This is a genomic window from Bradyrhizobium sp. USDA 4473, from assembly GCF_054063335.1.
Map to the genome: position 1 here is coordinate 544,289 of NZ_JBSSGE010000001.1, position 16,032 is coordinate 560,320.

Sequence of the window (16,032 nt, forward strand, 5' to 3'; positions counted from 1 at the left end):
CGACGAGATCGACGTGAAAAGCGAGCGACATTGAGGGACGGAGTACGCCGGAATTGTGACTGGCAGTTCAAATCCGCCGCAGCGTCGCAGATACCGGTTTAGTACGGACGGTGGAACAAGCAAGCGGCCAATTGCGCGCAGCTTCGTTCATCTTGATGACGGCGGCGTGCCAGGCTTTCGCGCGGTCAAAAACAAAGCCGGCGCCCGAAGGCGCCGGCTCGGAAAATCGATCCAGCGATCGCGTCAGGAGCTGGCGTTCAGCACGGTGACGGCGCGGCGGTTCTGCGACCAGCAGGAGATGTCGTTACAGACCGCGACCGGGCGCTCCTTGCCGTAGGAGATGGTGCGCATGCGGCTCGGATCGATGCCGCGCGAGGCGAGGTAGGCGCGAACCGACTGGGCACGGCGAGCACCGAGCGCGATGTTGTATTCGCGCGTGCCGCGCTCGTCGGCATGACCTTCGATGGTGAAGGAATAGCGGTTGTAGGTCTGCAGCCACTGCGCCTGCTTGTCGAGGGTCGCCGTCGCCTGCGGGCTGAGATCGGTCTGATCGCTCTCGAAGAATACGCGATCGCCGACATTGACCACGAAATCCTGCTGGCTGCCCGGGGCCGCGGCGCCCCCGATTGCGCCATTGGCGTCCAACGGGTTCTTGTTGGCGCAGGCGCCCATCGACAGCGCCACCGCCAGAACCGCAACCAGCTTCATACCCTGGAGATAATTCATTCCCGGAGCCTCCACGCTCACGCTCTTCGTACTACCCAATCGGTCTACAGGGCGATGGTTAAGCGAACGTTCCGTCAACCTTGACGAGACCTTGCTGGACCCCATCAAATGCCAGGCAATGGCGAAAAGCGCCCCCGATGGTTAATGGGTGGCAAATGTGGCGCGATGGTGAAGGGAAGGCAAGGTTCGCCGGAACCGGCCGCTTTTGCAGGGCAATTTGACCTGCGCGCAACAGGTGGTCAGCGCCAGATCGATCAGAACGCCGGTTTTCTCAGGGATTCGGCACGATCGAGGCACGCTCGAACGGCCGGACAAACCCGTCGGGCTGCAGCTGGCCCTCCCGGTCGAACAGCATCCGCCGCTCGAAGGCACTCGAGCGCAGGAACGGATAGCGGGCAAGCACGCGCTCCCGCACCGTCGGCAGATGCGACGCCATCAAGCCGACCGGCTTGACGAGGCCGGGATAGAGCCGCGGCTCCGACCAGGTCTCGTGCAGGAACACGCGCCGATAGAACGCCATGTGCTCCGGCCGGACCGGCGCTAAGCCGTAATCGGCATTGAAATGCACGCCCGCGGTCGAGCCGAGCCGCACCGTGACATAGGGCAGTTCGGGATTGTTCCGCGCCTTGTCGGGATCCGCCACGAAGCGCGTCGAATCGATGAAGACGAGACCCTGGTCGAGCTTCGGCAGCAGCACGTCGCCGAACACCTCGATCGTCGGCGAGGAGCGCCACTCCGGCGTCGCCACGGTGATGCGGATCGAGCTGCAGAGCTCGCCTTGCAGGTAGACGCCGAACACCCAGGCATTCGGCGCATCGTCGAACGCATCGACAACGCGCTCGTCGGCCGAAGGCCGGATCGCGCCTTCGCGCAGATAGGCGCGATAGCGGAGCCGGTAGATCTCGTCTTTCTGTTCCGGGGTCTGAGCGAGGCGGTAGTCGACTTGATCGAGAGGGTCCGCAAGCCTTCCTGTCGCGGGCTTGATGGCTTCGGCCGCGGACCTCATTTGGTACTCCCTGAACAACCCAACAACTTCAACGCGCGTGCCAAAAGATTAACAGCTTCTTAATTTTCGTCAAAGCAATCGCAGCAATACGGTTAACCTCTGACCGCAACAGTGCACTTCATCTCGTGCAGTAGAGAGTCGCCACAACTATCGATTGAGTTGTTGCGCTGGATCAAGCAATCGAGCGCGAGGGAACCACATGCAGCTGCTCGTCGGCCCGCCGGCCGTGGGAGGCGTTGAGCAGCTGGCGGATGCGCACCGCGGGAACCGGCCGGCTGAACAGGTATCCCTGTGCTTCGGTCACCGCGCCGTCGGCGCTGATCAGCTCGAGCTGCTCGTTGGTCTCGATGCCCTCGACCACGACCGACATGCCGAGATCGGCCGACAGCCGCGCCACCCCGCGCAGCAGGGTCAGCGGGCGATCGCTGTCGATGCCTTCGAGGAAGGAGCGGTCGATCTTGACCTTCTGCAGCGGGAAATTGTGCAGGTAGCTGAGCGACGAATAGCCGGTGCCGAAATCGTCCAGCGAGATCCGCACGCCGAGCGAGCGCAGCTGCGAGAGGACATCGTGGGTCAGCTCGGTATTGTGCAGCAGCGAGGATTCGGTGATCTCGATCTCCAGCCGGTGCGCCGGCAGGCCGGAAACCTCGAGCGCGTAACGAACCTCGCTCAGCACGTCGCGCTGATGGAACTGCTGCGGCGAGAAGTTGACCGCGACGCTGACCGCCTCGGGCCACTTCATGCATTCCATGCAGGCCTTGCGCAGGATCCAGCGGCCGAGATCGACGATCAGGCCCATGTCCTCGGCGACCGGAATGATGTCGACCGGAGAGACCGTGCCGCGCGCCGGGTGGTTCCAGCGCAGCAGCGCCTCGCAGGTCGAGACCTTGCCGGACTTCAGGTTGATCAGCGGTTGATAGAACAGCTCGAATTCCTCGTTGGCCAGCGCCTTGCGCAGGTCGAGCTCGAGGATGCGGCGGGCCTCGACGGTTTGCGCCATCTCGTCGCGGAAGAAGCAGAAGGTGCCGCGGCCGTCGGCCTTGGCGCGGTAGAGCGCCATGTCGGCGTTCTTCAACAGCGTGTCGGCGCCGACCCCGGGCGCCGTCATCGCGATGCCGACGCTGGCGCCGATCTCGACCAGATGGTTGTCGATCTTGTAGCGCTCGCTGAGCCGGTCGACGATGCGCCGCGCCAGCGCGGCGGCGTCCTCATGCGAGTGGATGTTCTGCTGGAACACGACGAACTCGTCGCCGCCGAACCGTGCCACGAAATCCTCCGGCCGCAGCATCTCGCGCAGCCGTTCGGCGACCGCGCAAAGCAACTGGTCGCCGCAGGGATGGCCGAGCGTGTCGTTGACCTGCTTGAACTGGTCGAGGTCGACGAACAGCAATGCGGAGCGATGCTCGCCGTGCTGCATGGCGAGCAGCCGGCCGATCTCGTCGCGGAAATTGACGCGGTTGGGCAGCGCGGTGAGCTCGTCGTAGCGCGCGAGATGGCTGATCCGGGCCTCGGCGTCCTTGCGCTCGGTGATATCCTCGACCAGCACCACCGTGCCGCCGCCGGCCATCGGCTGGAACGTCCAGTCGAGCGACCGGTTCTGCGCCGGATCGGGGTCGCTGGTGACGATGTCGCCGCGCTGCGAACTCTCGATCTCGTAGAGGATCTGGTGCGCGGCGGCGGCCGAGATCGCGCCGGACAGCACGCAGGCATTGCAGATATCGGTCGCGCTGGCGCCGCGCTGCACGAAGTCCTCCGACAGCTCCATCATCTCGATGAAGCGGTGGTTCATCACCGCAAGGCGTCCGTCGGCCGAGAACATGCACAGGCCGTGCGGCATGTTGTTGAGCGCGGTGTCGAACTGGCCCGCCAGCGCCGCCTCCCGCTCCTTGGCGATCCAGGCATTGACGTAGATGCGCTGCAGGCTCGTGGTGAGGTGGCGGATGGCGCTGAAGAACACCAGGCTGAGCAGCGCAAGCGCGATGTGATAGGGACCGCCGACATACATCAGCCCGGCGATCAGGGGACCGATCGACATCAACAGATGCAGATGGAAGATCTGCGGCCGGCCGAAGGTGCGACCGACCCCCGCCGAGGTGTAGGCGACAACCGTGGTCACGCAGAGCATGTGGGCGGCGGCATCGTTGGTCGTGACCAGGACGGCGGCGCCCCACAGGCCGAGCGCAATGCCGTAGGCGAGGCTGCCGATCCGGTAGCGCTTCTCCCAGGTCACGGACTCCTCGATGGTGAGCCGGGAATTGCGCTGCTGGTAGCGGTACATCTGCCACGCGCGCGCCAGGCCCACCACGATGAACAGCGGCACGCACAGCCAGGACAACAGATTGCCGGTGACGAACGCAATCACGGCGCCCGCAATGGCGGGGCCGAAGGCGCCGAAGATCATGGGCGCGGGGTTCATGAACAGGGAATCGACCAGCGCCGCGGAGATCGTCGGCGACATTGACTGGTCCGGGTCTCCCGTCTGACTTGCAAACTGCATTGTGAGAGCGCGCGTCCTTTTCAGCTCGCACTCTTACCGATGGCAGGTGAAGTCTTTCTGAGGGAACATCGTTAGCGAGTCGTTGCCGTAGCCGATCGGCTACCGGGATTCACAATAAGAAACAATGCGCTAGGTAAGAACTGCCGGTCGCCCAAAGGTTCCTCGGGGCAGCCCTGCATGACTCACGACAACAGCGGCGACCAGGCCGGGTCGGAGGCGAATCCCGGGGTCGGCACCCGCAATTCGTTGCGCCCGGAGACGTCGATGGTGAACAGCGACGGGCCGCTGTTGCCGCCGGGATCGCGGAAGAACATCACGACGCGCCCGTTCGGCGCAAAGGTCGGGCCTTCATTGTGGAAGCCCGAGGTCAGGATGCGCTCGCCGGAGCCGTCCGGCTTCATGATGCCGATCGCGAACTGCCCGCCGCCCTGCTTGGTGAACGCGATGTAGTCGCCGCGCGGCGACCACACCGGCGTCGAATAGGTGCCGTCGCCGAACGAGATGCGCTGCGCGGCGCCGCCGGTTGCCGGCATCACGTAGATCTGCGGCTTGCCGCCGCGGTCGGATTCGAAGCAGAGCCGCGTGCCGTCAGGCGCGTAGGACGGCGAGGTGTCGATCGCCGGCGTGTCGGTCAGCCGCGTCATCGACTTCGAGCGCAGATCCATCACGAACAGATTGGAGTTGCCGCCCTGCTGCAGGCTCATGATGACGCGCTGGCCATCGGGCGAGAAGCGCGGCGAGAACGACATGCCGGGGAAGTTGCCGACGATCTCGCGCTGGCCGGTCTCGATGTTGAGCAGATAGACGCGCGGGTCGCCCTGCCCGAACTCCATATAGGTGATTTCCTGGGTCGACGGCGAGAAGCGCGGCGTCAGCACGAGGTCCGAGCCGCGGGTCAGATAGCGCACATTGGCGCCGTCCTGGTCCATCAGTGCGAGGCGCTTGACGCGGCGGTCCGCGGAGCCGCTCTCGTCGACGAACACGACGCGGGTATCGAAATAGCCCTTCTCGCCGGTCATGCGCTCGTAGATCTGGTCGGAGATGATGTGGGCGATGCGCCGCCAGTATTCGGCCGAGGTGTCGTAGGACTGGCCGGCGAGCTGCTGCCCCGTGCCGACGTCCCAGAGCCGGAATTCCGCCTTCACCCGGCCGTTGCCCTGCCGGGTCATGCGCCCGACCACGAGCGCCTGCGCCTTGATGCTGGCCCAGTTGTTCAGGTTCGGCGGCGCGTCGATGTTGACCTGCTTTTCGAGATAGGCCGACTGATCGATCGGCGCAAACAAGCCGCTGCGCTTCAGATTGTTGGTGATGACCTGCGCGACGCCGACGCCGACTTCGGTGTCGCCGGGCGTGCCGGCCGAAAAATTCGGGATCGCGATCGGCACCGGCGCGAACTCGCCGCCCGGGACCGGAATCTGTTTGCGCCCGCCTTCCTGTCCGAAGGCTTGACGGAGCGGCGCCGCCGCGAGCGCACCAAGCGCGGCCATGCCGGAAATCATCTGTCGTCGATCGAGGCGAAACATCATTGCACGCAAATCATTGTTATCGGTCATTGTCGGTGGACTTTGTCTGCTATTGGCCAAAGCGTCGCGTCTGATCTCAAGTATTATTCTCTTTGAACACCGGTGCGAATGCCTTCCATTCGTCGAACCAGCCCGCGGGCAGGTTGTAGGGCTGGCATGCGATGATCGCGCGCAAGGCGCTCTCCTGATAGACGCGCATGTAGGGCGTGCTCGGCGAGCCTTCCGCGACCGGCATGCGCGCCAGCGTGCCGTCGCGCTTCAGATCGACGTCGATCACCACCTGGGTCCGCTGCTCCTCGATGCTGCCGTAGGGCTTGTTCTTCCAGCACCGTTCGACCTGCTGCCGGAACATCGCGCCCCAGGTCGCGGAGTTGTCCGCAGCCTTGCCCTTCGCCGTGCCGAGCGCGGCGTTGGCATTGAGCGCATCGCCGGTCGCCGCGGCGCGCGTCGGGTCGCGCTTGTCGAGCAGCGCTGCGATCTTGCTCTGGTCGAACACGCGATCCTTCGGCTTCTGCTCCGGCGGCGGCTTGGCGGCCTGCTGAACCGGCTTCGGCGGCGGCTTCTTCTCTTCCTTCTTGATCGCTTCCGCGATCGGGTCGGGCTTCTCCGGATCGGGCTTCTTCTCGACCGGCTTCGGCTCTTCCTTCGGCTTGTTCTCGACCTTCTTCGGCGGATCCGGCTTCTTGTCTTCCGGCTTCTCCACCTTCGGTGTCGGCTGCGGCGCGGTTTCGGTCACGACCGGCGGTTTCTTTTCCTCGACCTTGCCGACCATGTCGTCGACCGGCTTGGCCTCGGCGACCTTGTCGACCAGCGGCTTGGGATTCTCCTTCTTGCCGTCCTTCTGGCCGGACATCACATGCGAGAGCTGGTCGGAGGAGATCACGTCGACGGCGACCGATTCCTCTTCCGGCATCACATACGCCCGGGTCGAAAACGACACGAGGCCCCACCCGATCACGAGGACGTGCAGGACAATCGATGCCGCCAGAGTCTTGTCGACCTTGACCTTCAAATCAGGCTTCCCCGTGCCTCTTGCCGCACATGGTCGTTAGCCACCCTCCGGGATGATGACGATATTCGCCTTGAATCCCGCGGCCCGGACCTCGCCGAGCAATTTCATCATATCCGTGTAACAGACGTCCTTGTCGCCACGCAGGTAGACCACTTTTTCGGCATCCGAGCGTGCGTCGCCGATCGCCTTGATCTTGGCCGGGAAATCGGCGGCCGTGACCGGCGCGTCGCCCAGATAGAGCTCGACATTCGAGTTGCAGCCGCCGCCGGTGCGCTTGACCGACAATGTCAGCGGGGGCTGGTTCGACGAGATCGACTTGCCGCCGCTCGCGACCGGCAGGTCGATGTCGATGTTCGACGTCATCAGCGGCGCCGCGACCATGAAGATGATCAAGAGCACCAGCATCACGTCGACCATCGGCGTGACGTTGATCTCGGCCATGACCGGCTTGCGCCCGCGGCGGCGTCTGCCACCACCGCCGGACCCTGCCATGCTCATCGCCATGATCGTGCGCTCACAAGAGTGATCATCGTGACCATCATTGATCTCAGCCCCGCTCGTCGATCTGACGCGACAGGATGGCGGAGAACTCGTCGGCGAACCCCTCCAGGCGGGCGGCCTGCCGGTTCACCTCCGAGGTGAACTTATTGTAGAAAATAGTCGCCGGAATTGCGGCAATCAGGCCGATTGCGGTGGCAAACAGCGCTTCCGCGATGCCGGGCGCCACCACCGCCAAGGAGGTGTTTTTCGAGGCCGCGATCGACTGGAAGCTCGACATGATGCCCCAGACGGTGCCGAACAGGCCGACAAAGGGGCCGGCCGAGCCGACAGTCGCCAGCACCAGGAGCCGGCGTTCCAGCCGCTCCACCTCCCGGGCGATCGAGACGTTCATGACCTTCTCGATTCGGGCCTGCAGGCCGGCAAAGGACCTCGATTGGCTCTCGAAGGAGCGCTTCCACTCCCGCATCGCCGCCACGAAACAGGCCGCCATCGACTGGGTCGGCTTGGCCGAGAGCGCCCGGTAGAGTTCCTCGATCGACTGGCCGGACCAGAAGGCCTGCTCGAACTTGTCCATTGCCCGCTTGGTGCGGGCGTACAGCAGGACCTTGTCGATCGCGATCGCCCAGACCCAGACCGAGCAGGACAGAAGTCCCAGCATCACGCATTTGACGACCCAATGAGCCTGCCAAAACAACGCGATGAGCGACACATCGCTCGATGCCAGTGGCAGACTAGATTGAGCCACGTCGGCGGGATTCATCGGCAATATCCTCTCAACGCAAGTGTCCCAATTCGGCGGGCCGCCAATCGGCATCCCTTCCACGGCCGCGCCCCGCGCGGCAAAACTGCGCGAGAGCCTCTTACATCTGTCGCATGGGGGGCCCGTCCAAAGCCGGGCCCTGCTTCCCCTGCCAACATGTCAAAACGAGGGCTTTTCACGCGGCATTCCGACCCTAACCAAACGCTAATCATGGTTAAGGCGAGGTTACCAAAGGGAAATTTGAAGGCGGGAAATGCCGCCGGCGGAGCCGGTTGGCGGGTTCCGGAGATGAATGGGATGCCGCCGGAGGGAGGGTAGCGGACGGCTCCTCCCGCGCGTCGTCCTGGCGAAAGCCAGGACCCATAACCACCACGTTCGGTGATGAACGGGATCGCGGCCCCAGCGTCGTGCAACAATGCGCATTCGGGGTAATGGGTCCTGGCTTTCGCCAGGACGACAATGAGGATGGGATACAGCTTCGCGTTCTCGCGACATGATTTGTCCGAGTCTTGCTTCTCGTTCCGCCCTCTCCGTTGGTGAGGGCGCAGGGAAAGCCGGGTGCCGATCGCACCCATGGGCCCCGTGCAATGGGTAGAAAGCACGGGGGTAGGACCACAGGTGTAACCGGAGCAATCCGGCTTTCCCTGCGCGATGGGTTACGGCTTATACGTGCTCTCCCCGGCGAGACTTGGCTTTGTTGTCACCGTCTTCACAACGCGCATTTGCGCAATCGGAAGAGACACCTACCGCTAGGGCGTCAGGCCTGCACGACTTCGCCGTCCGCCTCATGCGCACTCGTCAGTTGCGCAATCAGCGTCCACCGCATCTCGACCCGCGTTCGTGACGACCGCGAAGCGCCCCTCGATCGGGCGAGACTTCGGATTTATAGCACTGAGTCGCGCTTCGGATAAAGCGAAATATTTTCGCTGCGGGGGCTTGCGCCGTCGGGCAAATCAGATGTATGGGCCGCCCCTCCATCCCCGTCATTCCGGGGCTCGCGAAGCGAGAACCCGGAATCCATTGAGCCACATCAAGCGAGGAGAAATGGATTCCGGGTTCGCGCCAAGGGGCGCGCCCCGGAATGACGGGTGAAGGATTTTCGACTCACGTCAGATGCCGCACGATCGCGAGCCCGGCGAACAATCCCGCGATCGACAGCGCCACCGAGCCCACGACGTACAGCGCGGCAAGGCCGAGCTCGCCGCGCTCGTAGAGCAGCGCGGCGTCGAGCGAGAACGCGGAGAAGGTGGTGTAGCCGCCGAGGATGCCGGTCATCAAAAACAGCCGCCAGGGCTGCGAGGCCTCGCCCTTGAAGGCGAGATAGCCGGCGATCAGGCCCATCACGGTCGAGCCCGTGATGTTGATGATGAAGGTGCCGTAGGGAAACGCCGTGCCGATGCAGCGCGCGCAGGTGACGTTGATCAGGTGGCGCAGCGTCGCGCCGAGACCGCCGCCGAAGAAGACGAGGAGATAGCTTGCCAGTTGCCCCATGCGGGCTTTGTGCCGCATGGCGGCCGTTGTCGCAAGGAAACAAAAAGGGCGGCAATTGATGCTGCCGCCCGTCTCAAAAACTCTCGTTTGTCATTCCGGGGCGGTCCGCAGGACCGAACCCGGAATCCATTCATCCACCGAACCCGCGGCTCGATGGATTCCGGGCTCGACGCTGCGCGTCGCCCCGGAATGACGGCCACTATGCTCAGCCGGCCTTGCCGAACAGCTCGTCGACGTAGTCCCAGTTGACGAGGCTGTCGACGAACGCCTTCAGATAGTCCGGGCGGCGGTTGCGGTAGTCGATGTAGTAGGAGTGCTCCCAGACGTCGACGCCGAGGATCGGCACCGCGCCGTGAACCAGCGGGTTCTCGCCGTTCGGGGTCTTGGCGATCTCGAGCTTGCCGCCCTTGACTTGCAGCCAGGCCCAGCCGGAGCCGAACTGGCCGACGCCGGCGGCGGCGAAGTCGGCCTTGAACTTCTCGAAGCCGCCGAGGTCCTCGTTGATCTTCTTTTCCAGCCGGCCGGGCAGCTTGCTGCCGCCGCCATTCGGTTTCATCCACTTCCAGAAGTGGATGTGGTTGTAGTGCTGACCGGCATTGTTGAAGACGGCCGCGTTCTTGCCGAACGAGCCCTTCACGATCTCCTCGAGGGACTTGCCTTCGAATTCGGTCCCCTTGATCGCGTTGTTGCCGTTGGTGACGTAGGGCCTGGTGATGCTTGTCGTGGTGAAACTCCAGCGTTTCCTTGGACATGTAGGGCGCAAGGGCGTCGTGGGCGTAGGGCAGATCGGGTAGCGTGAAGGTCATGGGGTAATGTCCAACAGAGGGTGGGAGACTACACTTAACGGGTCCCCCTTATAGAAGGTTCCACGACGGAGAAACACCGCATTTTCAGATCGTGTATGACAGATCGGCACGGCCCGAAGCAGACCCAAGGCGACACCCAGGACGGCGACGATGAGCATCGAAATCGACATTCTCAACGGAGCTGCGTCATGGCAGCGCGCCGAGCCGCTGCTTCGGGCGGTCTGGAGCCCTGAGGTCATGGCGAACAAGGGCTGGGCCGGTATCAAATGGGCTCACGCGGATTTGCGCGTGCTGCTCGACGCACCCGATGACGGCGGGTTGGCCTGCCATGTCGGTATCTATTTCCGGACCATCACCTGGAATGGCCACAAGGTGCATGTCGGCGGCATCGGCGGAGTCTCGACCCGCGAGGACTGCCGACGCCGCGGCTATGCGTCACTCGCGCTCGACGCCGCCGTGCACACGATTCGTGCCAATGATGCGGTGAAATTTGCAATCTTATTCTGCGAACCGCACAATTTCGCATTCTACCAGGCGCGCGGCTGGCATCCCTTCACCGGCGAGATCATGTGCGAACAGCCGTCGGGACAGGTCCGCTTCGAGGCGATGGCGCCGTTCGTCAACGACATCGTCCGCGCGCCGCGCCAGGGCAAGATCGACCTATGCGGCCTGCCGTGGTGACCCCTGCGCGAGCGCGGGTGGCGAGGGGCAGCTCAACCTCGTAACATGTTGACCATCATTTCTTGAACGAGCCTGGTCCACCGGCGTCGAATTGCAGTGCGCCCCTTTCCCGCTTGCGAAGTGAGCCGTGAACGCATGACCATCGAAGCCTCGATCGAGGACGCCAACCCCACCGCGGCTGCGCCCGCCACGCCGATCAACGACCTTCTCACGGCGCCGATCCTGCCGACGCTGCTCAGGCTCGCCCTCCCCAACACCATCGCGATGTTCGGTTCGACGCTGGTTGCGGTCGCCGAAACCTCCTATATCGGCCGGCTCGGCACCGAGCCGCTGGCCGGTATCGCGCTGGTGTTTCCGTTCGCGATGCTGACGCAGATGATGTCGGCCGGTGCGATGGGGGGCGGCGTCTCGTCGGCGATCAGCCGCGCGCTCGGCGCCGGCGACCGCGACCGTGCCGCCGACCTCGCGCTGCATGCGGCGATCATCGGGGCCTGCGCCGGATTGTTCTTCACCGTGATGATGCTGGGCTTCGGCCGCGATTTCTATGCGCTGCTTGGTGGTCGCGGCGGCGTGCTCGAGCAGTCGATGCGCTACTCGCAGGTGCTGTTCTCCGGCGCGACCTCGATCTGGCTGGTCAACACGCTCGCCTCCGTGGTGCGTGGCACCGGCGACATGCGGATTCCCTCGATGACGCTGATCACGACGTCGCTGATCCAGATCGCGGTCGGCGGTGTGCTCGGTCTCGGCCTGTTCGGTATGCCAGGCCTAGGCATGCGCGGCGTCGCCGCGGGCCAGCTCACGGCCTTCACATGCGGTGCGATCTTCCTCGCCTGGTATCTCGCCTCCGGCCGCAGCCGGCTGAAGCTCGACTTCGCGGCGTTCAGCTTCCAGCGCGCGATGTTCCTGGACATCCTGAAGGTCGGCGCGATCTCCTGTCTGTCGCCGTTGCAGAGCGTGCTGACCATCCTGATCTTCACCAAGATCCTGGCCGGCTTCGGCACCGAGACCCTGGCCGGATATGGCATGGGCTCGCGGCTGGAATTCCTGCTGATCCCGATCGCATTCGCGGTCGGCGTCGCCTCGGTGCCGATGGTCGGCATGGCGATTGGTGCCGGACTGGTGACGCGGGCGCGCAAGGTGGCGTGGACTGCGGGCACAGTCGCCGGACTTGTCGTCGGGCTGGTCGGACTTGTGGTCGCACTGAAGCCGACGCTGTGGATTGCGCTGTTCACCACCGATCCCGGCGTGACTGCGGCCGCCTCGTCCTATTTCGCGCTGGCGGGTCCGGCCTTCGGCTTCTTCGGTGTCGGCGTCTGCCTGTATTTTTCCTCGCAGGGCGCGGCCAAGGTCGGCGGACCGGTGCTGGCCGGCACCATCCGCCTGCTGCTGGTCGGCATCGGGGGCTGGTGGCTCGCCTCCGTGAGCGCACCGGCCTGGACGCTGTTTGCGCTGGTTGGCGCTGCGATGGTGGCATTCGGTCTCGCCACCATCATCTCGATCCGGTTGACCCGCTGGGGATAAGCACCGCCACGCGCGTTGCCTGAGCATGACCGCCGCCGAAACAGGCAACAAAATTTTTCCGGGTACCGTGCGCCTGATCGCGCGAATATGACATTGCAGAAATCTTTCGACTTGTTATGCAGGCCAACCTCTAGGGAACAGCCATGGCCTGCAAACTCGGATTCGTGATCGCCATCATCGCGACGGCACTCGCCGCGCCCGCCGCGCAGGCGCAGGGCGCGCCCGAGCCTGTCGGCGTCTGGCAGACCCAGGCGGGCGATGCCCGCGTCAAGATCAGCAAATGCGGCGGCGGCATCTGCGGCGTGGTGGTGAGCCTGCGCGAGCCGATCGATCCGATGACCGGCAAGCCGCAGGTCGACAACAAGAATCCCAATCCCTCGCTGGCCAACCGGCCGATCATCGGGCTGCCGCTGTTCTCCGGCATGCAGCCCGCGGCCGCGGGCAAATGGTCGGGCCATATCTACAATGCCGACGACGGCGGCACCTATGCGAGCAGCATCTCGGTGACCGGCGAGAGCACGCTGCGCGTCGAAGGCTGCGTCGGCGCGCTGTGCGGCGGCGAGACCTGGACGCGGGTCGGGAAATAATCTCTGACCGAACTCTGACAGCAAAGCGACTGCGTCCCCTCTCCCGCGAATCTACGCCACGCGCGCCTTCAGCACGGTCGCGGCCGAGGCGTAGCCGCCGCGTGCGCCGTCGATGAAGTGGACGTGGTCGGCGCGCATCACCGACGGGGTGAAGCAGGTCATCATCGCCGCATCCTGCTCGTGCAGGCCGTAGCGCACCACGCCCTGCGCGGCGGCGGCGACCAGCCGCTGCTCGAGCTCGGCGGCAAGCTCCGGCGTGCAATCCAGGATCATGCGCAGGCCGTCGTCGAATTTGCGGAAGTCGGAGTTCTCGACCAGTTGCCGCACGTAGTTTTTCGGCACGAACTTGCCGACCGGGATATTGAAGCGCATCAGCGTGTAGGCCCACAGCGCAAACGCGAGCACCGTGGCACGGCGCAGCGCGAGCGAGCCTCCGCGCCGCGCCCGCGCCTCGTACTCCATCCCCTGCGGCGGCCAGCGCAGCGGCGGGCCGCCCGGCGGCACCGGCCGGCCGGCATCGGGGCTTCTCTCGATGCGGACGACGATGTCCTCGATCACCTTGCGGAAGGCTGCGGGATCGGCGTCCTTCGCCGGCAGCACCAGCACCGAGAGGATGACGCCGCGCGCGGACGGCATCACCTCGAAGCGGCAGGACAGGCCCGACAGATCGGGCTGCGTGCCCGGCGGCGCCGGATCGACCGCGAACTCGCCGCGCTTCATCGCGGCGTCGGCATAGGCGAGACCGCCGCCGGAGAACATCGCGTAGGACAGATTGGCCGACGGCCCGAACCGCGCGACGCGGACATCGGCGCCCGCGGCGCGGATCGCGGCCACCGGCACCAGCGCCACCCGCAGCACCAGATCGAGATCGTCGCGAACCCAGCGCGCGGTCGCCGCCAGCGCCTCTCGCGCTTTGTCGAGATCGGCAGGAGAGACCGCGAAGCTTGCGCCATCACCGCCGAACACGAAGGGGAATTCGCGGCCATCGAGCGCATTGGTGACGGAAGCGACCACCGCGGCACCGGCCATGTTGACCGCCTTGTAGCGCTGCGCCGCGATCGCCTTGGTGGACTCCACAATATCGGCGACGCCGACCGTCCAGTCATCGGGCAATGGCGCATACAGCGCCGGATCCATCAGCCGCGCGAAGCCGCGAAACACCGGAATGCCGCCGTAGAAGATCTCGCTGCCGCCAGCCATCGCAACGCCGTGTTGTTTCCTTGCCCAGAGCAGACTCTGTAGCAGATACGCGACAGTTTTAGATCGGGTTTTGCAGCGAAGCCCGCGCCCTCTGTTCACCGTCACCCTGAGAGCTTGTGACGGATTCGGCTCCTGCGGAGTTTTTGGCGGCTGTTCGTCGCAGCAATTGGCAGGTTTGAGTTCGAGTTCGGCGATGACCCGTTGTTTAGGCTCTGGAGAGGCGGTTGCCTTGCAGGATGTTGTTGACGAGGGCGTACCAGAGCACGACGGCACGGACCTTTTCGATGCCGCGCACGGTCAATTGCCGCAGGTCCCAATTGCGCCAGCGGGCATGGATGCACTCGCAGATCGACCGGGACCTGTATCGGGCCTTGCCCTCTTCGCTCGCCATTCGCGCACGCCAGGCCAATCCACCCCCGGACCGTCGCCGCGCCGCGGTAGATAGGGATCGGTACCGTGCTTGGATTGAGTGGGCGGACAAAAGATATCGATGCCCTCGGCATAGGCCCATTCGATGTCCTCGGCACTGCCAAAGCCGCCATCGACGAGATGGTCCTTGGGCAACCCTCCGGGCCGCGCACGCTGCCGCTCCAGCATGGGGCGCATCAGGCCGCGATCGGATCCGATGTTGCAAATTCTGGTGTCGACGACGATCTGCTCCCCGGCCACGCTCGTCACCTGCACGTTGTAGGCGGGGCGGAAGCCGCCGTTCGCCATCTTCATGACCCGTGCATAGGCGTCCGTCGTGGAGGCCCGCGGCTCCTTCGGCGTCTTGCCGTTGCCGCGACTTTCTTCGCGCTCCTTGCGCTGCTGCTTGATCTCGGCGAGCGCCGTCTGCGCCGCCTTCACCCGCGCGCTGCGTTCCCGCGCGGCCCGCTCCTTGGCTGCCCGGGCACGCTTATTGCTGGCGTCCGAGCGTGTGTCGACCTCGCGCTTGAGGTCTTCCACCACGGCCTCAGCCTGCGCCAAATGCTTATCCAGCGTCGCCTCGCGCCGGAACGAGGCGGCCCCGGCGCTGGCCCGGACCCGCATGCCATCCTGCGCCAAGGTCTCCAGATCGACGAGACCGGCCTTTGCCAACGCTGCCAGATGCTCACTGAGCAGTCGGTCAAGCAGATCGGCGTTGCCGACCCGGAAGTCCGCCAGCAGGTGATAGTTCACCGACACCCCGCCGCACAGCCAGCGATAGGCATCGTGGCTCTCGCACAGCCGCTCCAACGCCCGCGCGCTGCCAACGCCTTCGCTGGCGGCATAGAGCCACAGCGCCAGCAAAAGCCGGGGCGAGGTCGCGGGGTGACCGGGACGATCGCCGCGAGCCTTGATCCGGTCCTCCAACTCACTCAGATCAAGCTCTTCGACATAAGACCAGATCAGCCGCACCGGATGGTCTTCCCCGATCAGGCTCTCAATATCAACCGCTCGCAGCGCAATCTGGTCGCGCTGGGGCTCACGCAGCCGCGGAGCGCCGGGCAAGCCCGCTTCGACTGGTGGCTTCGCCTGCTCCGGCAGGTCCCCAAACAACTCATCGGCAGCCAACATCACCTCCCGCGAATCCATCATCGCCAGAGAATCACACCGCGCCGGCTTTCGGCTATAATGCTCGCTGAAACCCCAAAAAAATCACACCCTCTGAGGAGCGCGCCTAGGCGCGCGTCTCGAAGGGTCGACGGCCCGACTGCCCCACGAACGGACGGTGCCCCGTGAAGATATCCGGGGCCGGT

Annotated in this window: 12 protein-coding genes and 2 pseudogenes; 3 read left to right on the forward strand and 11 right to left on the reverse strand. The window is 64.8% G+C overall.

All coding sequences use genetic code 11. From position 1 onward, the window contains the following. Nucleotides 1–243 precede the first annotated feature (243 nt). The 9 genes and pseudogenes from pal to ACVW17_RS02660 all read right to left on the reverse strand — a co-directional run bounded on the left by pal (nucleotide 244) and on the right by ACVW17_RS02660 (nucleotide 10,322). On the reverse strand, nucleotides 244–726 hold the full coding sequence (pal, locus tag ACVW17_RS02620) for a peptidoglycan-associated lipoprotein Pal (protein WP_456750329.1): 483 nt from the start codon (nucleotides 724–726) through the stop codon (nucleotides 244–246). 271 nt (nucleotides 727–997) lie between these two features. Next, complete coding sequence (locus tag ACVW17_RS02625; protein ID WP_456750330.1) at nucleotides 998–1,732, reverse strand: N-acyl amino acid synthase FeeM domain-containing protein; 735 nt, start codon at nucleotides 1,730–1,732, stop codon at nucleotides 998–1,000. A 172-nt stretch (nucleotides 1,733–1,904) separates the two neighbouring features. Then, nucleotides 1,905–4,229 (reverse strand): EAL domain-containing protein, encoded by a 2,325-nt coding sequence (locus tag ACVW17_RS02630; RefSeq protein WP_456750331.1) that lies wholly within the window; start codon nucleotides 4,227–4,229, stop codon nucleotides 1,905–1,907. A 182-nt stretch (nucleotides 4,230–4,411) separates the two neighbouring features. After that, entirely contained in the window at nucleotides 4,412–5,755 is a 1,344-nt protein-coding gene (gene tolB / locus ACVW17_RS02635; RefSeq protein ID WP_456750332.1) for a Tol-Pal system beta propeller repeat protein TolB, read from the reverse strand. Nucleotides 5,756–5,828: 73 nt separating this feature from the next. After that, the gene (locus ACVW17_RS02640; protein ID WP_456750333.1) at nucleotides 5,829–6,764 is read right to left on the reverse strand and encodes a protein TolA; all 936 of its coding nucleotides are present in this window, start codon (nucleotides 6,762–6,764) and stop codon (nucleotides 5,829–5,831) included. Nucleotides 6,765–6,800: 36 nt separating this feature from the next. Next, a complete protein-coding gene (locus ACVW17_RS02645) occupies nucleotides 6,801–7,268 on the reverse strand; it encodes a biopolymer transporter ExbD (protein ID WP_028340645.1) in 468 nt (155 codons plus the stop codon). Nucleotides 7,269–7,311: 43 nt separating this feature from the next. Next, the gene (gene tolQ / locus ACVW17_RS02650) at nucleotides 7,312–8,025 is read right to left on the reverse strand and encodes a protein TolQ (RefSeq protein ID WP_456750334.1); all 714 of its coding nucleotides are present in this window, start codon (nucleotides 8,023–8,025) and stop codon (nucleotides 7,312–7,314) included. 1,104 nt (nucleotides 8,026–9,129) lie between these two features. Continuing rightward, nucleotides 9,130–9,516 (reverse strand): fluoride efflux transporter CrcB, encoded by a 387-nt coding sequence (gene crcB, locus ACVW17_RS02655; protein ID WP_456756304.1) that lies wholly within the window; start codon nucleotides 9,514–9,516, stop codon nucleotides 9,130–9,132. Between the two features lie 205 nt (nucleotides 9,517–9,721). Then, nucleotides 9,722–10,322 (reverse strand): annotated as a pseudogene (locus ACVW17_RS02660) (superoxide dismutase). 150 nt (nucleotides 10,323–10,472) lie between these two features. Here ACVW17_RS02660 and ACVW17_RS02665 point away from each other — a divergent pair. From ACVW17_RS02665 to ACVW17_RS02675, 3 genes are all read left to right on the forward strand, one after another. Beyond that, nucleotides 10,473–11,003 carry a GNAT family N-acetyltransferase gene (locus ACVW17_RS02665; protein ID WP_456750335.1) on the forward strand — a complete coding sequence of 177 codons (531 nt, stop codon included), beginning with the start codon at nucleotides 10,473–10,475 and terminating at the stop codon, nucleotides 11,001–11,003. A 135-nt stretch (nucleotides 11,004–11,138) separates the two neighbouring features. Further along, the gene (locus ACVW17_RS02670; protein WP_456750336.1) at nucleotides 11,139–12,524 is read left to right on the forward strand and encodes an MATE family efflux transporter; all 1,386 of its coding nucleotides are present in this window, start codon (nucleotides 11,139–11,141) and stop codon (nucleotides 12,522–12,524) included. Between the two features lie 143 nt (nucleotides 12,525–12,667). After that, nucleotides 12,668–13,111: a DUF2147 domain-containing protein gene (locus tag ACVW17_RS02675; RefSeq protein ID WP_456750337.1), complete on the forward strand. Its 444-nt coding sequence runs from the start codon at nucleotides 12,668–12,670 to the stop codon at nucleotides 13,109–13,111. A 51-nt stretch (nucleotides 13,112–13,162) separates the two neighbouring features. Here the strand turns inward: ACVW17_RS02675 and ACVW17_RS02680 are convergent, their stop codons facing one another. Both ACVW17_RS02680 and ACVW17_RS02685 read right to left on the reverse strand, forming a co-directional pair. Then, entirely contained in the window at nucleotides 13,163–14,311 is a 1,149-nt protein-coding gene (locus ACVW17_RS02680; RefSeq protein WP_456750338.1) for a DUF3095 domain-containing protein, read from the reverse strand. Nucleotides 14,312–14,516: 205 nt separating this feature from the next. Beyond that, nucleotides 14,517–15,850: pseudogene (locus ACVW17_RS02685) on the reverse strand (IS1182 family transposase). Between the last annotated feature and the right edge of the window lie 182 nt (nucleotides 15,851–16,032).